A 20500-nucleotide genomic window follows, 5' to 3' on the forward strand; every position below is an offset into this window, starting at 1 on the left:
CAGTATGTTAATTGAAGTATCATCCTTATCCGTGGGATTCTAAACGGATTTTGGAATTCATGCGTTTTGTTGGTAAAAATGTTGGTATCGCTCAAGGGATTTTGAGTTTCGCGCATCGATACAGGAGTTCTGTTCGGTGCTGACCGATGATGTCATCCAATCGCTTCTTCCAACCACAAGGCCGATAAAAAAATCGGACGGTGGAGGCCTCCATGTCTGTGTAGCACCTGACGGCCAAATTCAATGGCGGCTGGCATATCGATTTGATCATAAGCAGAAGACGGCTGCAGGTGGATCCTATCCTGCAGTCAGCATTCAACAGGCCCGTGCTTGGCGCGATCATTTGAAAAATTTTATCAGCGAGGGCAAAGACCCTGCCGAGCTCAAGCGCAATCAGAAATATGAGGATGAGGCTGCTCGCATCACTTTTTTCGAGTTGGCTCAAGAATGGCTCGAAATTAAGCGTAAAGAATGGTCGCCGCGTCACTCGCTGCGCGTCGAAGGAAGGTTAAAGCGAGATATCTTTCCATATCTTGGAAGAATTCCTGCGCGTGCAATCTTGCCTCGAATGGTTCTTGAGATCTTAAAACGTGTTGAAGAACGCGACGCAAGCGAAGTTGCGCGACGACTCCGGAGTTATTGTAGTGACATTTTTAAGTACGGTATCCCCGATGGGAGGGTGATAACCGATCCATGTCGTGATCTGGCACTCGCGCTGCGTAAGCGGGTGGTGAAACACAGGGGAAAAATTCCCCTTAACGAGCTTCCGCGGTTTTATGCAGCGCTCAACGCAGACACAGGATCCCGCCTAAGCCATCTAGCGCTCCGTTGGACCATCCTAACGATGGTTCGGACACAGGAAACGCGATTTGCGCAATGGCACGAGTTTGAGGGGCTCGGAGGTACCGAGCCGATATGGAGGATCCCGCCAGAACGCATGAAAATGCGGCAAGAACATCTCGTTCCACTTCCCCCTCAAGCTATCGCGTTGCTCCGTGAAATCAGGGAACTCAATGTCTACGGAAGACACGGGAATGAGCGATTTGGACGATATCTGTTCCCTGTCGTGGGCAACGAAGACGATATAATTAGCTGTAACCGTATGATGGTAGTCATGAAGCGAATTAATATCTCGCCCGGCTCGACGGTCCACGGATTTCGCTCGGTAGCAAGTACGGTTCTGAACGAAGCCGGGATATTTCTGCCAGACTGGATAGAACTTCAACTCGCCCATGCACCATCAGGAGTTCGCGCCGTTTACAATTCAGCCCTTTATCTCAAGCAGCGTCGCGAAATGTTAATCTGGTGGGCGAATTATTTGGAAAGTGCGGAACGCGCCTCCGCTGCGATTTCCATAGAAAGCATGGCGACGCCTAAGCAGAAAAAAAGCGCTGTAGGCTCACTCGACTGGTTTCAATCGTCCTGGTAGGCCGCTAGAACCTGCATTGATCAAAATATGTGGAGAGGCGCCAGGTATCGCTCTGGCGCCGACCCCCACTGGGGGCGGAAACTCGTTAAAATTTATGTCGAGACAGATCGAAGCTTTGGGATTGCCTATCTTTTCGATCATTGCCTTGTATCGTAAGCGCCGTTTATTTGCTTCGTTTATTCACGAAATTATCTTTTGATAATATTGTTAATTAAAATAGGTGCGATGTATTGTGGATCGAAATCATTTTGAATTTGTTTGGCTCTATTTGTAATTGAGTAACGCTGAGGTTTCTCCGCACTCTTATTGCAGTTAAGCAGCCTGCTCCCGCAACCAGACTAAGGTCCAAATGGACCAACAAAGTTTCAAGAGGTCTGAACCGCGCCGGGTCTGCCGGAGGCGTTGGGTTGTGAGTCACGCCGCCATATCGAGATTGCTTGCGGCAGCATAATATAGATCTTCGGCTTCGGCAGGCGGGATGTTGCCGATGGGCTCCAGCAGCCGACGACGATTGAACCAGTCGACCCATTCGAGCGTGGCATATTCGACGGCTTCGAAGCTGCGCCACGGTCCACGCCTGTGGATCACCTCCGCCTTGTAGAGGCCGTTGATCGTCTCGGCCAAAGCGTTGTCGTAGCTATCGCCGACACTGCCGACCGAGGGTTCTATCCCGGCTTCGGCGAGGCGCTCGGTGTACTTGATGGATACGTATTGCGACCCGCGGTCGCTATGATGAATGAGGCCGCCCCGATGGGCCGGCCGGCGATCGTGAAGCGCCTGTTCCAAAGCATCGAGGACGAAACTGGCATGCGCCGTCCTGCTGGCTCGCCAGCCGACGATCCGCCTGGCGTAGGTATCGATGACGAAGGCGACGTACACGAACCCGGCCCAGGTCGCGACGTAGGTAAAGTCCGACACCCACAGCATGTTCGGCGCTGGCGCGTAGAACCTGCGATTGACGTGATCGAGCGGGCACGGCACCGCCTTGTCACTGATGGTTGTGCGCACCGGCTTGCCCCGGATCACCCCTGCCAAGCCCATCTCACGCATCAGACGCGCGACCGTACAGCGGGCGACCGGAAAGCCCTCCCGCATCATCTGCCGCCAAACCTTGCGCACGCCGTAGACCGCGAAGTTCTCGGCGAACACGCGCGCGATCTCGGGCTTCAGGGCGACATCCCGCTGGGCCCGTGCCGACATGCGTGTCGGATCCTGCCGCTGCGCGACGCGCTCGTGATAGGTTGATGGGGCGATCGGCAGCACGCGGCAGATCGGCTCGACCCCATAGGCATCGCGGTGATCATCGATAAACGCGATCATCGCCGGAACGGGCGGTCGAGCTCCGCCTGCGCAAAATATGCCGACGCCTTGCGGAGAATCTCGTTGGCCTGCCGCAGCTCGCGAACCTCGCGTTCCAGCGCCTTCACCTTGTCGGCGACCTCGGTCGGGACACCGGCGCGCTTACCGCTATCGACCTCGGCCTTCTTCACCCACTCAAATAACGTCTGCGGAACGCAGCCGATCTTCTCCGAGATCGACACAATAGCTGCCCAGCGAGAGGGATGGTCGGCCTCGTGATCCAGCACCATCCGCACCGCACGCTCGCGGACCTCAGGCGCAAATTTGTTCGTCGTCTTGCTCATACAGGCTCCACCTTCTCAGGAGTTGGAGCCTCCGGCAAACCCGGCGCGGTTCAGTCGCCAAAAAAACTGCTGTTTTCAGGCAGTTATCTCATGTAACATGGTCTCCAATGGGATCATGACCGCTCAGGTGGTTTGCATGGGATTTGTTGGTCTTTTTGTTGGTCTTTGGAACAGGATTTCAAATCCCACGCACCGTTTTCAGGAGTCCTGACCGGTGCTGACCAACAGTCTCATTCAATCGATTCTACCCTCCGAACGCCCCATCAAGAAAGCCGATGGCGGCGGGCTGCACATCTGCGTGCTGCCCAACGGCAAGGCGCAGTGGCGCCTCTCCTATCGCTATGATTACAAGCAAAAGACGCTCAAGGGCGGCACCTATCCCGAGGTCAGCATCGACCGCGCCCGGGTATGGCGTGAGGAGATGAAGGCGCTCCTCGCCGAGGGGAAAGACCCGGCCCACATCCGCCTCCTGAAGAAATATGAGGTGAAGGCCGAGAACACGACCTTCCAGCAACTGGCCGAGGAATGGCTCGCCGTGAAACGGGAAGGGTGGTCTGCCCGCTATGCCGGCGTGATCGAGCGGCGGCTTGAGGCGGATATCTTCCCCGTCATCGGCAAGAAAAAGGTCCGGGCGATCATCCCGCAGATGATGCTGGAGGCCTTGCAGAAAATCCAGGATCGCGGCGCGCTCGAAATGGCCCATCGCGTCCGGGGCTATTGCAGCGAGATTTTCCGCTATGGCATCCCCAGCGGCCGCGTCATGTCCGATCCCTGTACCGACCTCGGCTCAGTGATGCGCAAGCGGGCGCGGGTCAAGCATCGTTCCAAGGTTCCGATCTCGGAACTGCCGCGCTTCTATGCCGCGCTGAACGCGGACACCGGCTCCCGGCTCAGCCATCTTGCTCTGCGGTGGACCATCCTCACCATGGTGCGGACCCAGGAAACCCGCCACGCCCAATGGAGCGAGTTCGAAGGGCTGGGCGGACCCAAGCCGCTGTGGCGCATTTCCGCCGAGCGCATGAAGATGCAACTGGAGCATCTGGTGCCGCTGCCGCCACAGGCCGTCGAACTGCTCCGCGAACTCAGGGAGCTCAACGTCTACGGCAAGTTCTGTAACGAGCGGTTCGGGCAATATCTTTTCCCGGTCATCGGCAACAATGATGACACGATCAGTTCGAGCCGGATGCTGGTCCTCCTGCGCCGCCTCGGCGTCGGGGATAAGGCGACCGTCCATGGATTCCGATCGGTCGCCAGCACCATATTGAATGAATCGACGCTCTTTAACGCCGACTGGATCGAGATGCAGCTTGCCCATGTCCCGCAAGGGGTGCGGAGCGTTTACAACGCCGCGCTCTATCTCGATCCCCGCCGGAAGATGATGAAATGGTGGGCGGACTATCTCGATGACGCGGAGCGCGCTTCGAAGGCTATCGTCATTGAGGACAAGACCCCGAAGAAGAAGCCGGTCGAAGCGCTGGGCTGGTTTCAGTCGTCCTGGTAATTGGCGGGAGATCGCATCCATCGCATGATCCGCGACAGGCGCCAGGCCACTGCCCTGGCGCCTATTTTTTCGGGCGCGGGAAACGTGCCCAGATGGATGTCGCGATAGATGGAAGCCTTGGGCTTCCCGGTTTTCTGGATCACCGCCCTGAGGCGAAGAAATTGCTCACTCATATCGTCCATTGCAAACCAAGCTCCTGTCCCGGTCTGCCCGCGCTGATATTGTGCCGCTTTTACAATGGCCGATCAAGGGCATGTCGGCGCATGGGAGAGGCGTCCTGGCACGGTATGGGCCGTCCGTCGTCGCTATGCCTGGCAGCGGAAACCGCCTATCACTGACAGGAGATAATAAGGGATCGCTGTGTGAGGTCGATATTTGTGCGCGCGGGCCATTTGTTGGGAGCTCGCGTCGAAAGCGTGACGCAAATTTCCGGCGGCAGCCTTTCGTCGGTCAGCCGGCTTGGTTTGGTCGGTGGGGGGACGGCGATCGCGAAGACCGGCTCGCTGGTGGCCGTCGAAGCCACGATGCTGGAGGCGCTGCGCGGAAGGGGCGTGCCGACGCCGACGATCCTCGCGATGGAAGCCGAATTGCTGATCCTGGAGGATCTGCCCGCTGCGGGGCGGCTTGCCCGTGCATGGGCAAACCTTGCGGACATTCTCGATCATCTGCATCTGCCAACCGCCGGCGCCTATGGTTGGGACTCTGATTATGCCTTCGAAACCGTGGCCATTCTGAACGGTCGGAAAAGCAGCTGGATCGAATTCTGGGGCGACAACCGGCTGCGCTGCCATCTTCCCCATATTGATCGCCATTTGGGGGATCGCCTTGAGGAACTGGTCCGGCGGTTGGGCGAGTTCCTGCCGGACCATCCGCCGGCCGCCTTGCTTCATGGCGATCTTTGGGGCGGAAACATTCTGGTCAGCGACGTCAGCATATCCGGCTTGATCGATCCGGCAGCCTATTACGGCCACCGGGAAGTCGATTTGGCGATGCTCAGCTTGTTCGACAATCCTCCGGTCGCATTCTACGAAGCCTGTGGTCTCGAAGAAGGGTGGCGTGAGCGGCAACCCATATATCGCTTATGGCCGCTGCTCGTGCACGCCCGCTTGTTCGGCGACAGCTATGTCAGGCAGGCATCGGCCTGCCTGGGCGAGATTGGGTTTTAACGACCCTTCTTCGCCGCTCACGGGACGTTTCCGGCTTCCAGATAGCGGACCCGCCATGGCTGCGCTGGTACCGGGCATTATGTCCGCTCTGTTGGACAGTCCTGACTGTCTGCTAGTAAGCGCTTGCCAAAGCAAAGCGGACCCTCGGTCGGGGCAAGGCGCAAACCAGACCGGGAAGCTGCTCTTCGCCTTGCTGCACCAACCGGCATCCCGTAATTTCGGAGGCGTGAGAATCGACGTCGGTACTGCAAATTTCGTTCATCTGGTCGGGCACGGCATCACGGTCGAGGCCGAGCGTGAAATTGCGCCTGGTGTCATCATATCGCCCGAGGCGCCCTCGAATGACACCTCGTTCGGCAGTCGGACGGTCGGAGAACTGCGCGAGACGCTCAATGTCATGTCGATGGAGCCGCTAGCCGATTTTTCGCTGCATATCGTTGACGAGCAAGGTGGCCAGGCACTCGCGGCGAAGACGTGGAACGCGCTGTGGTTTTTTCATCTACTGGCGTTGGCGTGCCGGCGTCCGGTAATGCCGCTCTATTGCGCAGCCAACCATGGGACGCGGTTCACGCTCGCCAATCGCAATCTCGTCATCCATCGCCTGCCGAGCGTGGCGCCGGCCAGCGATAACTATCTCGATTGGGCCACCGCGCATTTCGACGGCTTCCAAAGCCTGCTCGGCGAGAACCGGTTCCAGAACGCGGTGCGCTGCTATGGCAATGCCCATTATCTGTTCGACGACGATGCGAAGATCATGTTGCTTTGGGCAGGGATTGAAGGTCTGCTCGATATCGATTCCGAGCTGCGGCGTCGTATCGCACTGCATGCGGCGATCCTGCTTGATGGCACGCCGGCGGACAAGGCGCTTTACTTCGAACGCGTCAAAAAGGGCTATGACGTGCGCTCTCGCGTCGTTCACGGCAGCGGCGCGAAACCCGAAGTCCTGCAACAAGGTTATGCGCTCGCGGGCGATGTGCTGCTAACCCTGCTGCGCAAATGCGTCGAACTCGGCCGGGTGCCGAGTGCCGCGGAGTTGGATGAGCGCGCGGCGAGTGTCTCGCTGTCCGGCGGCGACGTCGGCGAACACAGCTGATGCCAAGCTATTTCTTCCCTTGCCTCGCGCTTGCGCCCGGCGATCTGCCGCAGGTGGTCGAGACTGCCAAAGCTGTCTTGCGTCGGCGCGAATGGGAGATGACCACCTTCGACTTCGCGACACTTGGCGCCTCGCACAAACTCCAATTCTCTTGGCATCTGCTCGACGTGTTCCTGAACGCCTGCCACCTCGAAATCGAGATAAGGGACGCGCAGGATTTCGCCGATGCGCAGGAGCGCGTCCGCATCCTTCAGGTGATGCTATACCTGCAATGGGTATCGCCATTCATCATGCCGTTCGGCATGACACACACGTTGCGCGACTACAGCGGTCTCAACTACCGCGATTCCGCGACGATGCGCGCCAAGCTGCCACCCGAACTCCAGAGTGGGTTCGTGTCGGGGGACGGCAAGATCGAGGGATGGCTGCATGAGCCGACCTTCCAGTCGATCACGGTGGGAGCAGCGCGGACAGTTTCGGCGCAAGCGTTCAGCAGCGCGGTCGATGCGGCCGAGCGCTGGGCGGCGCTGGAAGCGACGCATCAGCCGCTTAAGGCCGCCCGGCTTGCGTTGCAGACAGCGCCGGCCATTCCCGACTTGTCCTCTTCTCTGCTGCATATCTGGCAGGGTATCGAGGCGCTGTTCCCCAATGTCTCGACCGAAGTGTCGTTTCGCCTCGGGTTGCTGGTGAGCCAGCTTTGTGGACCGGTAAGGAGCGATCGTCTGAAGACCTATGAGGAAGCCAAGCGCAGCTACGGGCGGCGTTCGCGGGCCGCGCATGGTAGTAGCGGCAAGCTGGATCATCGCGATTGGGTCGACGCGTGGGATCTGTTGATCCTTTGCCTGTCGGCTTGCCTCGCCCGCTCGGCCTTGCCGACCGAGGATATTCTGACGCGCGAACTCTTGGGATAGCGGTCGGAAATTTTTTCGGGCTCGACCTTGAAATGTAATGCTACTGTTTCCATTTCAAGTTGATGCAGCCGTCGTTCTCCCCTGAGCAGAATTTCAGCGAGGCGTTCGCCTCGACCAGCACCGCGCTGGTTGCGGCCTGGCGCTATCTCGGGCGGCTGCCCGAGAGCGAAACCAAATTCCGCTCGCAGCGAGAAGGCAAGGTCGATTGGCCCGTACTCGCTGAGTGGCTGGCGCCTGGCCGTGATTGGTCCAGATTCGTTGCAGCGAAGGAGGTGACGCACCTCCTAATCGATCATCTTGACGAAGCACGTCGCAGCCCAACGAAGTTCTGGAATACAATCGGCAGCTTCGCGATCGCGACGCACGTCGCGCCAAGCAGCTGTCATATCTTCGATATCGTCGACAACGCGCTTTTCGTTCCCGCCAATCTCAATCGCCTGTTCGATAAACCGATCGTCGATGGCCAGCATCGTATGTTTGCGATGCAGAACTTCATGTCGGCGAAGAAGCGCGACGCGCTGATCGATGCGTTCGTCGCCAGTCTCCTGAGCAATCCCTTCCTGCGCGATGACGGCTTCGCGGATGTCGAAGCGCACCTCTCCGATCTCGCGCAGCATGTCGTTGCGCAGGTTCGCGAGCATGTGCGTTTGCGGCTGGTCTTCAGTTTTCCGCCGCCGTTGGGGGCACAGTCTTCCACCCGCGAGATGGTCCTCAGCTTCGCGCTCTGGACCGGTTGTCCTCCGCCCGAGGGCGATGCCGTCGCCGCGCATCTCGCGCGGCTCGCATCGTTCAGGGTTGGAGTGAATTCACATGGTTTCGCGTATTTCGGACCTTCGGGTCGAACAGGCCCAGCGGCATGGCCGCATCGTCGGCCTGTCCAAGGATTTCGCCGAGGAAGTGGCGGCGCTCGCCGACTTCCTCATGGACTGCCACATCTGGTCGGACGTGACCTTGCTGTTCGACGGCGAGGTCATAGCCTACGGTCCGGGCCGCTGGCGCGTGCCGGTCGCGGACGGATGGTGGCTGATGTTCGGCTGGACGCCGCCGTTCGGCCCAGTCGAGTTGCAATTGTGGCATGAGAGCGATGGCTGAGACTCGAGATTTTCCCCCGCAATTGCCGGGTGTGTTCCTGCGCGACCGCGTGCTGCGCAAGCCCGGCGCGAAGATCACGCAGGAGGCGCTGGCCGACGCGCTCGACGTGTCGCGCTTCACCGTGAACCAGATCATAAACGGCCATCGAGCGATCACCGCCGACATGGCGGTGCGTCTTGCCCATGTGCTCGGCACGTCGGCCGATCTCTGGCTCGACATGCAGATGCGCGTCGATCTGTTCGAAGCGCACAAGAAGCTCGAGACCGAAGCGCCGAACCTTACCGTCTTGCGGGAACCCGAGGCCGAGCCGCCGTCAAGCGATTGACTAACAGTCCATCATGCCAATGGACAGCACCCATATGGCAAATGGCAGAGCGGCAAGGGTTCAAGCGGTTCGGGTTTTCCGGAGGGGCCATCCGTTGCGCCGCCGATGAACTAACGCCTGCTTTCGACGATCGCGAAGGAGCCGCTCAATGTTGCCTTTGTTGGCGGTTCGTTCACTTGCGCGCGAAAGCTAGGACACGCTCACAGAAGCCGGTCAGTTCCTGACTGTTGATCGCCTGCGTCTGCCAGGCCGGATTGGTGTCGTGATGGAAATTGTTGCCATAGTCCTTGAGTGCGCGAAGCTCGTCGATGTCTGCCTGTGAGAGAAGCTGGTTGGTAGCACCAACTCGCGGGATACAGCGGCCGATGAATGGTCCGATCAGCGACCCAGGGGGAAAGTCCGCTGGAAAGGCAACGCGGAGATAGGCCTCAAGCATCGGGCGCAGTGCAATTGCGGCGGGGCGCTCCTGCGCCGGATCGCCGGTGGCAACGAACCCGGCAACGAGGGCATGATTGCGATCATGTTCGGTGATGCAGTCCTGGTGAACGTCCCATTCGGCGATCGAAGATCCCTGACCATCGCGCCGGACTAGAAACGAACTGCGCAACCCTGTCGTCGCACCTTTCCATATGTCGCAGAGATAGGGCTTAAAATGGGAGAGGACGATCACTTGGCGCACGCGCGGCAGCAACAGCCTGATCTGCTGGACTGTGGCGACCGAGCGATGTTCATCAAGGCTGGTCATAGGGTCGTCGATCACGACGATTGCGTTCGCCAGCTGCGCGTTCTGTTCTAGAGACGCGAAAAAGAACGCGAGCGCGAGCGTATTGCGGTCGCCCGCACTCAGCGTGTTGCGGAAGCTGGCGCCCTTGCTTGCCGTGACGGGAACGGCGACCTGATTGATAACGACACTGTAGGTGCAGGATGATCCGCCCCGGGTGTTAACCGAGTTTACCGCATCGACGCGGTAGCCAGCGCCAAAGCGCTGGAGATAATCGTTAATCGCCTGCTGATAGGCAGGAAAGACGTTCTGGCGGTAGTTGTCCAGGTCGACGCGCGCGGCGTCTCGCAGCGCTTCGGTCGACGCCTTTTCTGCCTTTTCGGCGAGATACGCGTCGCACAGTGCGTTGACCGGCTCGCCGTGCCGAACCTTGATAAGCTGCAGGCGCGCAAGATCAGCCTCGGCGGTCGGGACATTCGCGCCTGCTGCCTGCTCCTTCACCAGCGCGATATCGCCGTTGCGCTCGACAAGCTGGCCCGCCGCATCAGCAACCTGCTGTCGGCGCTCGTCGTAGAGATCGATCGCGGCGCGCGCGGCGTCGTCTAGCGCCGAGGCCTCCAGCGGCGCGCTGAACTTAGCGCGAAGCGCCCGGAGCGCCGCGTCACGCGCGGTGTTCCAATCGCGCGTAATCGCAGCTGTGTCGAGGTCGAATGCCGGGAGGTCGATATAGGCACCCCAGAACGTGCGCGCCTCGCCGATTTCACGAACCGAACGCTCGAAGGCACCGAGAACCTCACCGCGATGCTCTTGGGCAAAGGCCTTACCCATCTCGGTGATCGTGGTTTTCAGGGCCTCATAGGCCTCGCTGAAATAGGCCTGATAGTGGCGCAGCAACGGTGATCCGGTTAGATTCTGCTCGCAAAACGGACAGGCTTCCGTACCGTCATCCACGCGCATGGCGGGCAGGAATCCCATACCCTTGCCGATCCATTCCTCGCTCTCCTTGCCGAGCCGCGTCAGATGCGCGCGTACCCGCGCGATCGCGTCGGCTTCGACATCGACAAGCGTGCGCCCAAGAAGTGTGACGATCTGATCAGCATCGATGGCGGGTAGCGCCGGTGCAACAAACTCCCCGCGCGCTTGTATCGCTTGGGCGTTCTTCGCCGCAGCGAGCGCGCGCTCGGCATTGGCGATCTTCGGGTCAATATCATCTTCGTCGGGAAGCGCGCAGAACTGGTCGACGGTTAGTGCGCCCCGTGTGCCAGCGGGGATCGCCGCCTCGCGCTGGCGCAGGGCCTTGCTGTGCTCTTCGATCCGTTTGACATAGCCAACCAGTGCGGTGTTGAGCGCGACGCCCGGCGCACCAAGGATCAGTTCGTGGAGATTCTGGCGGTGCCCGGCTTCCACTTCGATCCCGGAGCACACATTGGCAGATACGAAGGCATCGTCGAATACGACGATGTCAGGCGTCGGAGCGTTCCACACGCCGTTTTGAAAAGTGAGATTGGCCCCGGCGAGCGTAAGCACGATGTTCGGCGGATCGGCGGCGCCGAGCCGCCGGCGTTCCATCACGCCGGCCGGATCGCCGGTGCTCGCCGATTTGAGGATCGCCGCGAGCGTCGTCTTACCGCGACCATTTTCACCATAGACAAGGCTGAGCTTGGTAAGCGGCGGTAACTGCGCGGCGGCCACCGCATTGTCGAATTGCCCGATATTGCTCAGTAACTGGAAGCGTTCCAACAACGCAGTATCCCCCATGATTCAACGATGATTGAATCAGTTTTGCGGATCGATGCCAAGTCGTGCCAGCACTCACTTTGCGATATTTTGCGGGACGCGGGCACAAACCTCAATGATGCCGCCCTGCTGGCGATGAGCGGGACTGTCCGGTCGTCGTTCGACAGTCCGCGCCGCCAGTCGGTCCTAAATTCTGCCGTTGGCAGCCTTACTTAGGCAGATGAACCTACGTCAGGTTTCGACGATCTGCTCGAGCGCCGCGAGGAGCGACTTTGTCGGCGGCAGAGGTCGCTCCGTACTTCCGCACCGGGAGCGGCGCTAGCCGCATTTCTGTGTCGAAAGGCGACTGATCGGACCCGCCGACTTTCCAGCCATCGGCCCTTTGACCATAGGAAGGGTTCGGAGGCAGCCGCGCTACCTCCTACATTTCTACAAATGCCTTCTTACGGCCCCGTCGATGGCGCAGGATTCGCAATCCTGTGGTATGGTCGACAAAGCGATGCGCTTCTGGATGGAGGCAAATATGCGCATGTATCTTCAAGTCCAAATGGAAGTAGAGGCGGCCAACGCTGCGATCAAGGGCGGCAGCATGGCAGAGATCATCCGGGGTTTCACCGAGGCCGCCAAACCGGAGGGAATCTGGTTCACTGCGCTGAACGGCAAACGGACCATGGTCGCGATATTTGATCTGGCGTCCCCTGCCGACATTCCGGCGTTGGCCGAGCCCTTCTTCGTGGGGTTGAACGCGTCTTTTGAAATATCTCCCGCCATGAACATGGACGATCTCCAGAAAGGGCTCTCCCGTCTCTGAGGGACAAAGCCGGTGCAGAGCTGGGCGTCTCGACCATTGTCGCTGCCGTTGCAGGCGTAGAGACAGACCCCTGCCTAGGGGGATGTGCCCGGCGCACGGGCGCGCATCGTGGTAGCAAGGTGGGCAATCGATACGATGGCTTCCCCCAAAGAGGGGCCATCTGACCCGCGAGTCGACATCCCTGTTTCCGGTCGTTCAATGGGCATCGGCGGCAGATGAAACTATGTCCGGTTCCGGCGGGCAGTTTTGAGACTATCTAGGTCGGCTATGTCGGCGCCCTGAGCCTGTCTCACAACAACCCGAAGCGTCCCTCGGCCGGGTTGCGCGTGAACACGGTAAGGTTGAGGCCCTCGAGCTCGCTATCCGGCGGATGCTGATTTTCGATGATTATAACTTGGCTTTCACCGCCATGGTGCGCCTTGAGGTAGCTGTAGAAGCGCTCTTTCAGATCTGTACCCTGCAGCGCGGTGTCCTCGTCCCCCTCAGGCTTGAAATAAGCAAGGAGCGGGGAGTCTAGCAGCAGAAAGCCCGGGTGCGGCAGTTCATGCTCCTGGCAATATTCGAGCAAAGCGATCGAAACGGCGGCATGCGTGATCGCGCGCAGCCCCTTGCCGCGACTGCCTCGCGGTTTACCGTCGATAACGAAATCGCTCGTATCCTTATCGTAATGGACGCGGCATTCGCCAGGAAAATTCCAAGCCTTGAGGATATGTTCGACCTTCAACGAGAACTGGTGGGCGACCACCTCCGAAAATCCGACCGCGACCTTAGCCTTTTCGGCAGGCTCGGGCGTCACGTCATCCAGAACGGCGCGGCGTGCCTCGAGCTTTTCCAACCGATCAAACAAGGCCAGTGATCCGCGGACCACTGACCGAGTTTCGATGATGTCTGTGAATTTGGCGCGGGCCTCTTCCACTTCGGGCGCCATGGTTTGCCGGATCTCTGCGTCAACGTTCGCATAGGCATGCTCGACCGTCGCCCGCAACGCTGATAGGCTGCCTTGTTCGGTCAGCAGGTCGGTTACCGTCGAGGCGAGTTCCTCCGACAGTCGCTCTATCTTGCTGATTTCGGCCGTCGCCGCTTCGACGATCGTCGCGACATTTCCCTCGCAATCGGCGTCGGCATGCTGGGTCTCAGGACCCGCTCCGCACAAGGGGCAGGCCACGCGCTCGACATATGCGAATAGCGTCCCGCTTTCCTGGATGGCCCTCAGGCGCTCCCGGTCCACGCCATAATGCTCCCGAAGCAGTTCGAAGCGTGCGAGCAGCTCACGAATCTCGTCGAGACGGTCGTCGATTCCGCGCTGCTGCTTCGCCAGCTCGCGGCGCTCCCCCATCTGCGCGTCGAGCGTCCGCTGAGCATTCGCCACGCTGTCCCGGTGTTCTGCTGCGGAGGCTTCGAGCCTTTCGAGCTGCGCTTCCAGCTCGCCTTGCTCTTCCCCCATGTCGATGATTTCCGACACTAGGTCTGCGATCAGCTCGTCCAGCAATCCGATCTGCCCGGCTTGGTCCGGCTCGTCGGGCGCGGCTGACACGACAGCGGAATCATCAATCCCGGTTAGGAGCAGCTTGATCGTGGCAAGCTCGGCCGTCTTAAGCGTGAACTGCCCACCCCAGAAAGGCGAGCCCTTTTGCTGGATTTCCCCTTCTTGCACGATCACCAGACGCGCTAGGTTGCGGAAGCTGAGGCTATTCGTCTTGTTCTTCGTGCTGCTCTTCAGGATCCGCTTTCCGAGAAGGTCGATCTTCGCGAGAAGGAATCCCGATATATTGTCGACGCGCTCGTGGGCATGCGATTGGCGCAGCTTCTCTGACGCCTGTCCCTGACGCAGGATAAAATCCCCGCCTGAGATCGCGCGTTCAAAGGTCCAGGATTGGCCTTCGGTACTGGATAGACCAAGTTCGATCGAGCTGTAGCCTTCCCGTTCCGGGATTACCTTCAGCTCGGAGCCACCGAGCATGAAATCGACTGCTTCGGCGAGGAAGGACTTGCCGGTGTCCGACGCGCCACAAATCACGTTGACGCCCGAATAAAAGCGGATTTCGCTGCGCTTGGAGGGGCCGGAAAAGCGCAGTTTGTCGAGGCGCAGATAGCTGCTCACGCGGAAGGTCCTAGAAGCTGCCCAGGTTGGAACTGGCTTGTCCATTTCTCGAAGAAGCGCTGGGTAATGGTGCGGATCGCATCGGTGGTCATATGGCCGAATGCCTGCACGGCCCAGTTTGCCCGGGCGCGCAACTCGATCGAGTAGGGCGCGCTCAACGCTGCCATGTAGGGCGCCGCAGCCTCGCCGGCGCGGTAGAGAATCCCGTCTGGGCTTGCCACCCGCTCGATCAGCCCGCGGCTCGCCATCAACAGCAGTCCCTTCTCGATGACTTCCCTGCGCACCAGAAGTTCGCCGGCGCGCATCGGCAGGGGCGCGTGTAAGCTCTCCGGACCCCCGGCATCGCCCGAATGAACCACGAGATAATCGAGCTCGACCAGCCTCTGCAGGTCGCAGCCGCTAGGGTGAGCCGCCTCGAGGATCGATAGCGCGCGGACGCCGGTTTCCAGGGGGCTGTTGAAGGGGCTCACGCGCTTACTCATCGGTGGATACCCAATGCAGGCGATCCTCGTTCGCAAGCTGATGACAAATCCCCTGCCGGTCTTGAACGCGTGTGGCTGGGGCCAGCGGGTTGGATGTCGAGGCGACTTGGGCCGCTTGCGACACGGTCGCCTTCATGCGTTCGAACCCCGTAGAATGCGAACTCTCGCATATGTCGACGACGCCCTGGAAGACTTCCTCCTGCAGGGCGTCGAACGTGCCCTCAGGCACGGTGTCGCGCGAGAAATTCCTGAGCGCTTCCGCGCTGTAGAAGCGTTCGCGCTGCCTACTGAAGTCCCGTTGCATCGGCTGCTTCAGGGCGAGCGCGGCGAGATCCGGCACATTTTCGCCCAGATGGTCTCCATAGGCATCAAGGAGCTGTCGAATATACCGGCTCTCGTGCTCGGCGGGCTCCGCCGGGGGAACATGTGGGGCCGGACGCAGCGGGAGGCCGCCTCCGAAACGGATCGCATGAAACTTGGTCGTCTCATGCTGCGCGATCAGCTCCAGCACACTTTTGGAGCCGAAGATCGAAAAGTCGAAGGCGTCAAAATAGGAGAGGAGGCTGCCTGTGAGTGCCACGTCTGCCGTCGTCGTGATCTGATGCCTGCATTGCTTTTCCCAAGCCTGCCTGACGCTTTCCCTGAGTTTCTTCGGATCGAGGAGAAGCTTTGCCGCCGTCGTACCGACATCTCTGCTCGCGGCGAAATAGTGCCTTCTCGGCACCGTATATTCGCCCAACCACGAATAGTATATGATCTTCCCGATTTCGACATGGATGTCTGCAGGACGCAGCGGATGATCGTAGCGCTTGCACTGATAATTGTCCCACGGCGCGCTGAAGCCCGCTGCGTCGGTGAAGCCGGCGACATCGAGGCCCATATCTCCGGCTCCGGCGAAGCGCCGCACGATGGCATAGCCCGTGAGCGAACTCGCCCACTCCTCTGTGAACCCCTCCCAGTCGTCCGGGGAGAAAATCTGGACGCGGGTGGCCTTCGGGATCGGTAGCCCAGCCTGGACATGATCTGCGGAGGCGGCGTGCACAATCTCTTTTGGCACAATCGCCTTGAAGTCGGAATTTTGAACCAAAGCCGTCTAAGCCTCCCCCCGGGACCGTGCGCCGTTAAAGCGTAACTGACAGACTATAACAAACGAATTTAGAGTAAAATCGGACTGATGGGCGCCAGCCCGTTCATGCCGTCCAGTTATAAGATACCCCGGAGGCGCCGCTCAGCAAGCCGCCCAGCTGCCGTCATTTGCTCTGGTGAATGTAAGGGAGGTTCTGCTGATGGTACAATCGGCTAGGAACGGCCGGAATGTGGGCGCTGGGAGAAAACGAAAATTTGGCAACTAGGCATGGCAAGTTCGCCCGATAACGAACTGAGCGGCGTTTGCCCCAGCGTCACGCATCGAGCTTCCGACGCAAGTAAGAAAACGGTCCGAAGATTGTCAGGATCGTCCAGCCTAGCAGCCGCACCGGCGCCCGCAACAAGCGGGGGACGGGGGACCATTTGTCCGGTCGCCAGGGATTGCTCGGCCGATACTGGCCGGTCGGCATCGTCAGGAAACGATCCCATTCGCCGCCCTTATCGAGCTGCGCCTTGAGGCTCGCCTCGGTAAGCGCCGCCGAATGATCGAAATCGACGGTCCGCTGGTTCAGCGCGGCTTCGTCCAGATAGCCCACTCTCCCCCCCGGGCCTGTGCCTGGGATGAAGAATTGAGCCCAGGGGACGATATTGTCCCTGCCACCGACATGGTTAAGGACGGCCTCGATGCGGCCGGCCGCGATTAGCGAAGACCAGTCAAAGTCGGGTTGGATTATGCTGCCGACGGTGATGACGCGGCCGAACCGCAGATCGGCGAAGGCCTCGTCGAGCAGGATCAGCGAAAATAGGCGGCTGCCAAAGCTGTGCACGAGGATGTCGGGTGCCGCCGGAAGGCCGCGCGACCGGGCGTATTCGGCGGCCTTGCGCATACGCTGCCCAAGCCTCTTGGCGAGCCGGTGGTGAATCCACCGAGCGAGGACGTCGACGGTTGCCCAGCCATATTTGTGGATCAAGATCGGCGCAGAATATTTAAGCCGGTTGGCGATCAGCCAACTGAAGTCCTCCTGCCAAACACCACGCGTGTTCATTCCGTGAACTACGATCATCCAGCGCAGGTCCCTGCTCGGCGCACCGGCGAGACGGTAGCGCGTCAGCGCTTGAGGCGGTTCGTCCTGTTCAGCGAAGGCGAGCGCACACGACGGGCATTCGCCGGCTTCCAACATTCCGGAGTTCAGAATCTGATGGCATCCCGGCCGCGGGCAACCAAACAGGTCCAGCCTGCTGAGAGATCCTTGCTGGACCTGGTCGTCGAGGAACGCTTGCAGGTCCGGATGCGGCCACGGCGCGTCAACGGCCTGCGCTAAAGCGGCGGGGTCAAACTCCAGCCCAACTCCCGAGGCGCGGCGAGCCTCGAGTTCGGCTTGCCATGCCGCGGGATCAACCATCGGCGACCGGGGCATTGTGCTTCATTACACGATCAACCACCGCATAAACAACGTCGCGCTTGCACTGTGCCCAGAGCCGGAGTCGTCCCTCGCTCCCGAACACCTGGACGGCGATGGTTTCATCAGCCTCGCCGCCAGTCGCGATGTCGAACATGCCTTGCGCGCGGGCGAATTCCGCGTCGTTCACCGCGTTTCGGGCGTGCCGTACAGCTTCGACCTCGTCGATCCCGCCATCCTTGAGCGTCGAGACGAGCTCGACGAAGCCGCCATCGGCCTCGAGGCGCGCGTTCTTCGTGCCCTTTTCCTTGCTCGCCATCTTCACTGCGTCGGACAGCGACAACCGCGCGCACGGTGCGTCGCATATCTTCAGGGTCTGCAAGATCTGCCAAACGATCGTCATGGCCTCTTCATGGTCGATATCCTTGTTGCGATGGACAAGTATTGCGCAGTATGCGTCGGCGAACCGCCATTCGAAGCGCAGGATGCTTCGGTCCATGCGCTGGCGGTAGGCCTCGAAGCGGTAGCGCTCCAGCCCGATGGTCTTCGCATAGTCCTTATACTTGGCCCGGTCCCAGCCTTCCTTGCCGAGATGCCATACTATCGACAGGCGGTCGGGCTCGTGCGCGATGTTCGAAAGCGTAAATTGCTCCGGGAAGTCATAGTCCTGCTTCTTGCCAATCAGATCCTTGAAGTCGCTTTGGGCGAGAAGGACGGCGACGTCCTGCGGGGTGACTGACGGCGCAGCAAAGAGATAGAGGTGCTGGTTGCCCCAGCCTTCGACTTCGTTGAGCCAAGCCTCAATCTTGGCTTGGTTCAAGCGTCCGTCGTCGACGGCATCGGCAATGTTCTGCGCGAAGTCCTTCTTCGTCGCACCGATCTTGACGCCGTGCAGGCGCAGCAATTCCTTGATGTAGGTATTGCCTTGCAGGAGGATGATCGCTCTTACGTTTTCCTTGAGCTGCTCCTTGCTTAAGGCGGCGACGGCCTTGTCCTCCATTTCCCCTCCTGCCTGAGATTTCACCTTGCCGACGTCGTCCGGACCCCACCTGTCCTACTTGGCGAGCGGTGATCACTTAAGATTATATCGCCCCTCGATCCGCGCTTTGTCAATGAATCCGCTGTAGATTCCAGAACTGTTTCGCATAACTGCCCATCGGTACAGTCCTCTTCCGCTTGGGCAGATCGGTCGTACCATCAGGCCTGCATTCTGGGCGGCTTCCGACGCTCCGATCCGGACCCGGGAACGGCGGCTTTGTCGGCACCAACGGACGGTAGGTTCGCTCCTACTTGGCGTCCGGAATCGACAATGCGGTCCTCCGAAGCCGACTGACGGCAAGGTCCCAGCCTTTGCCGGAAAACGGCCCGTCCGCATGATGCCGCAATCGCCTCCATCAAGAAGTTGGCCCATCCTAGGAAGCTCGCGCTGAAGCGGCCCTGAGTATCGTCTTCAGGTCCGGCTTGGTAACCTTGCCCATGGCATTGCGGGGCAGGCTGTCGACGAAATGGATGAGTCGCGGGATCTTGTAGGCAGACAATTGCCCCGTGGACCAGCCAATGATCTCCTCGGCGTCCGCTTTGTGACCCGGCCGTGGCACGATGAAGGCTGCCACGACTTCGCCCCAGGTCGCATCCTCGGTCCCGATAACGGCGACCTCGGCAACGGCGGGATGGGCGAGCAACACCGCCTCGATTTCAAGCGCCGATAATTTATAGCCGCCCGACTTGATGATATCGATCGAGGTCCGTCCCATGATCCGGTAATAGTCCCGCTCGATTACCGCCATGTCGCCGGTGCAGAACCAGCCGTCACGGAAGCTGTCCCGTGTGGATCGTTCATTGTCCCAATATTCGAGGAAGACATTGGGTCCTTTGACGCGAATCTCGCCCGGCTGCCCCTCTTCCGCGATGGGCTGCTCATTCTCACCGTAGAGACGCACCTCGACTCCCGGCAAGGGCTGGCCGACATGCCCCGCCCGCCGTTCGCCATCAAGGGGGTTGGACAGGGCCATGCCGATCTCGGTCATGCCGTAGCGTTCGAGCAGCACCTGGCCGGTGCGTGCCCGCCACTGCTCGAACAATGGAACCGGACAGGCCGCTGAGCCGGACACGTTCAGGCGCATGGCGGCAAAGCCGTCGCAGACCCTTTTCGCCTCACCCTCTTCCAGGCTGTCGAGATGGTCGAGCAGCTTCACATAGATGGTCGGCACCGCCATGAATACCGAATAGTCGCCCGCCGCGACATGGGCGGCGACGGCGGGCGCGTCGAACCGAGGGAAGAGATGCACCGTCCCGCCCGCCCATAGGCCGCAGCTCAGTACGTTGATGATGCCATGGACATGATGCAGCGGCAGGAACAGGGGGATAGTATCGCTGTCCGACCAGCCCCAGGCGTCCAGAAGCACGGTGATCTGCGCCCGGATATTGCCATGGGTCGTCACCACGCCCTTGGGCTTGCTGGTGGTGCCGCTGGTGAAGACCATCATCGCGCGGCGCTCATCGGCAATAGCCGGCAGGACGCCTGCTTCACCGGCCATGAGTTCGGCCGGCTGCAATAGACGGATGTCCAGTTTCGCGCACAATTCGCCCAGCATGGCATGATGCTCGGTTTGGGCGATCAGCCGGGTCACCCGCGCGCAGCTAAGATAATGATCCAGTTCGGCAATGGTCGCGCCGACATTCAAGGGAACGGCGATCCCGCCCGCGCGCCAGACGCCGTGCATCACAGCCGCATAGTCGGTGCTGGCGGGCAGGAAGAAGGCAATGCGTTCTTCCTCCAGATCTACTTTTCCCTCCAGCAATCCGGTAGCAAGGCGGTCCGCAAGGCCGTGGAGCGCACCATAAGTCACGCGGCGCTCACCATCGATCAAGGCGGTCCGGTCATTATCCCCCTGCAAAAGCGGGAAGCGGAGTGTCGGCATGATCCCCTCGCCTCGAATAAATTATTAAAGCAGCTTCTCTCATAGAAGCGCGCGGCACACGCGGCAATGACACGGGCCATG

General features: G+C 60.0%; 18 protein-coding genes and 1 other annotated feature. Of the genes, 8 read left to right on the forward strand and 10 right to left on the reverse strand.

Translation table 11 applies throughout. The features are described 5' to 3' along the window. Nucleotides 1-136 precede the first annotated feature (136 nt). Nucleotides 137-1429 (forward strand): tyrosine-type recombinase/integrase, encoded by a 1293-nt coding sequence (locus K7W03_RS01295; RefSeq protein WP_222885315.1) that lies wholly within the window; start codon nt 137-139, stop codon nt 1427-1429. Between the two features lie 414 nt (nt 1430-1843). On the opposite strand, the gene K7W03_RS01300 is transcribed toward K7W03_RS01295, so the two are convergent. After that, nucleotides 1844-3072, reverse strand: a protein-coding gene (locus K7W03_RS01300) for an IS3 family transposase (RefSeq protein WP_222885316.1) whose coding sequence is annotated in 2 segments (ribosomal slippage) — nt 1844-2784 and nt 2784-3072 — 1230 coding nt in all. Because the reading frame shifts where the segments join, the coding sequence is not laid out codon by codon here. Then, nucleotides 2675-2791 (reverse strand) — a sequence feature (AL1L pseudoknot). Its footprint overlaps the gene before it by 117 nt. Nucleotides 3073-3286: 214 nt before the next feature. Between K7W03_RS01300 and K7W03_RS01305 the strand changes: the two genes are divergently transcribed. Continuing rightward, the gene (locus tag K7W03_RS01305) at nt 3287-4573 is read left to right on the forward strand and encodes a tyrosine-type recombinase/integrase (RefSeq protein WP_222885317.1); all 1287 of its coding nucleotides are present in this window, start codon (nt 3287-3289) and stop codon (nt 4571-4573) included. On the opposite strand, the gene K7W03_RS01310 is transcribed toward K7W03_RS01305, so the two are convergent. Beyond that, complete coding sequence (locus tag K7W03_RS01310; protein WP_066563399.1) at nt 4558-4755, reverse strand: helix-turn-helix transcriptional regulator; 198 nt, start codon at nt 4753-4755, stop codon at nt 4558-4560. The genes K7W03_RS01305 and K7W03_RS01310 overlap by 16 nt on opposite strands. 234 nt (nt 4756-4989) lie before the next feature. Between K7W03_RS01310 and K7W03_RS01315 the strand changes: the two genes are divergently transcribed. The 3 genes from K7W03_RS01315 to K7W03_RS01325 all read left to right on the forward strand — a co-directional run bounded on the left by K7W03_RS01315 (nt 4990) and on the right by K7W03_RS01325 (nt 7743). Further along, nucleotides 4990-5739, forward strand: coding sequence for a fructosamine kinase family protein (locus tag K7W03_RS01315; protein WP_319024276.1), 750 nt, complete (start codon nt 4990-4992; stop codon nt 5737-5739). A gap of 226 nt (nt 5740-5965) precedes the next feature. Further along, entirely contained in the window at nt 5966-6832 is an 867-nt protein-coding gene (locus tag K7W03_RS01320) for a HEPN domain-containing protein (RefSeq protein ID WP_222885319.1), read from the forward strand. Further along, the gene (locus K7W03_RS01325; protein ID WP_222885320.1) at nt 6832-7743 is read left to right on the forward strand and encodes a hypothetical protein; all 912 of its coding nucleotides are present in this window, start codon (nt 6832-6834) and stop codon (nt 7741-7743) included. The genes K7W03_RS01320 and K7W03_RS01325 overlap by 1 nt, the downstream gene beginning before the upstream one ends. Nucleotides 7744-8027: 284 nt before the next feature. Here the strand turns inward: K7W03_RS01325 and K7W03_RS01330 are convergent, their stop codons facing one another. Next, nucleotides 8028-8513, reverse strand: a complete 486-nt coding sequence (locus K7W03_RS01330; RefSeq protein ID WP_222885321.1) for a hypothetical protein — start codon at nt 8511-8513, stop codon at nt 8028-8030. A gap of 40 nt (nt 8514-8553) precedes the next feature. Between K7W03_RS01330 and K7W03_RS01335 the strand changes: the two genes are divergently transcribed. Together K7W03_RS01335 and K7W03_RS01340 are read left to right on the forward strand one after the other, a co-directional pair. Beyond that, the gene (locus tag K7W03_RS01335; protein ID WP_222885322.1) at nt 8554-8835 is read left to right on the forward strand and encodes a hypothetical protein; all 282 of its coding nucleotides are present in this window, start codon (nt 8554-8556) and stop codon (nt 8833-8835) included. Then, nucleotides 8828-9160, forward strand: a complete 333-nt coding sequence (locus tag K7W03_RS01340) for a HigA family addiction module antitoxin (protein ID WP_222885323.1) — start codon at nt 8828-8830, stop codon at nt 9158-9160. The genes K7W03_RS01335 and K7W03_RS01340 overlap by 8 nt, the downstream gene beginning before the upstream one ends. A gap of 172 nt (nt 9161-9332) precedes the next feature. Here K7W03_RS01340 and K7W03_RS01345 read toward each other — a convergent pair whose 3' ends face one another. After that, complete coding sequence (locus K7W03_RS01345) at nt 9333-11624, reverse strand: AAA family ATPase (protein ID WP_222885324.1); 2292 nt, start codon at nt 11622-11624, stop codon at nt 9333-9335. A 451-nt stretch (nt 11625-12075) separates the two neighbouring features. Between K7W03_RS01345 and K7W03_RS01350 the strand changes: the two genes are divergently transcribed. Continuing rightward, nucleotides 12076-12429: a DUF3303 family protein gene (locus tag K7W03_RS01350; protein WP_222885325.1), complete on the forward strand. Its 354-nt coding sequence runs from the start codon at nt 12076-12078 to the stop codon at nt 12427-12429. Nucleotides 12430-12718: 289 nt separating this feature from the next. On the opposite strand, the gene K7W03_RS01355 is transcribed toward K7W03_RS01350, so the two are convergent. From K7W03_RS01355 to K7W03_RS01380, 6 genes are all read right to left on the reverse strand, one after another. After that, on the reverse strand, nt 12719-14530 hold the full coding sequence (locus K7W03_RS01355; RefSeq protein ID WP_222885326.1) for a hypothetical protein: 1812 nt from the start codon (nt 14528-14530) through the stop codon (nt 12719-12721). After that, the gene (locus tag K7W03_RS01360; protein WP_222885327.1) at nt 14527-15012 is read right to left on the reverse strand and encodes an ABC-three component system middle component 2; all 486 of its coding nucleotides are present in this window, start codon (nt 15010-15012) and stop codon (nt 14527-14529) included. The genes K7W03_RS01355 and K7W03_RS01360 overlap by 4 nt, the downstream gene beginning before the upstream one ends. Beyond that, nucleotides 15005-16099: an ABC-three component system protein gene (locus K7W03_RS01365; RefSeq protein ID WP_222885328.1), complete on the reverse strand. Its 1095-nt coding sequence runs from the start codon at nt 16097-16099 to the stop codon at nt 15005-15007. Before K7W03_RS01365 ends, K7W03_RS01360 begins: the two co-directional genes overlap by 8 nt. 313 nt (nt 16100-16412) lie before the next feature. Then, complete coding sequence (locus K7W03_RS01370) at nt 16413-17501, reverse strand: hypothetical protein (RefSeq protein ID WP_222885329.1); 1089 nt, start codon at nt 17499-17501, stop codon at nt 16413-16415. Continuing rightward, nucleotides 17494-18498, reverse strand: a complete 1005-nt coding sequence (locus K7W03_RS01375) for a hypothetical protein (protein WP_222885330.1) — start codon at nt 18496-18498, stop codon at nt 17494-17496. Before K7W03_RS01375 ends, K7W03_RS01370 begins: the two co-directional genes overlap by 8 nt. Before the next feature lie 412 nt (nt 18499-18910). Then, nucleotides 18911-20419, reverse strand: a complete 1509-nt coding sequence (locus K7W03_RS01380) for an acyl-CoA synthetase (protein WP_222885331.1) — start codon at nt 20417-20419, stop codon at nt 18911-18913. Nucleotides 20420-20500: the final 81 nt, after the last annotated feature.

It is taken from the genome of Sphingobium sp. PNB (assembly GCF_019873065.1).
GTDB lineage: Bacteria > Pseudomonadota > Alphaproteobacteria > Sphingomonadales > Sphingomonadaceae > Sphingobium > Sphingobium fuliginis.

Coding starts and splice junctions, on each gene's coding strand:
- K7W03_RS01370 (WP_222885329.1), bottom strand. CDS start 17,501: ATGGTTGATCCCGCGGCATGGCAAGCCGAACTCGAGGCTCGCCGCGCC.
- K7W03_RS01330 (WP_222885321.1), bottom strand. CDS start 8,513: ATGCGCGGCGACGGCATCGCCCTCGGGCGGAGGACAACCGGTCCAGAG.
- K7W03_RS01360 (WP_222885327.1), bottom strand. CDS start 15,012: ATGAGTAAGCGCGTGAGCCCCTTCAACAGCCCCCTGGAAACCGGCGTC.
- K7W03_RS01340 (WP_222885323.1), top strand. CDS start 8,828: ATGGCTGAGACTCGAGATTTTCCCCCGCAATTGCCGGGTGTGTTCCTG.
- K7W03_RS01325 (WP_222885320.1), top strand. CDS start 6,832: ATGCCAAGCTATTTCTTCCCTTGCCTCGCGCTTGCGCCCGGCGATCTG.
- K7W03_RS01350 (WP_222885325.1), top strand. CDS start 12,076: ATGGCGCAGGATTCGCAATCCTGTGGTATGGTCGACAAAGCGATGCGC.
- K7W03_RS01335 (WP_222885322.1), top strand. CDS start 8,554: ATGGTTTCGCGTATTTCGGACCTTCGGGTCGAACAGGCCCAGCGGCAT.
- K7W03_RS01380 (WP_222885331.1), bottom strand. CDS start 20,419: ATGCCGACACTCCGCTTCCCGCTTTTGCAGGGGGATAATGACCGGACC.
- K7W03_RS01310 (WP_066563399.1), bottom strand. CDS start 4,755: ATGGACGATATGAGTGAGCAATTTCTTCGCCTCAGGGCGGTGATCCAG.
- K7W03_RS01375 (WP_222885330.1), bottom strand. CDS start 18,498: ATGGAGGACAAGGCCGTCGCCGCCTTAAGCAAGGAGCAGCTCAAGGAA.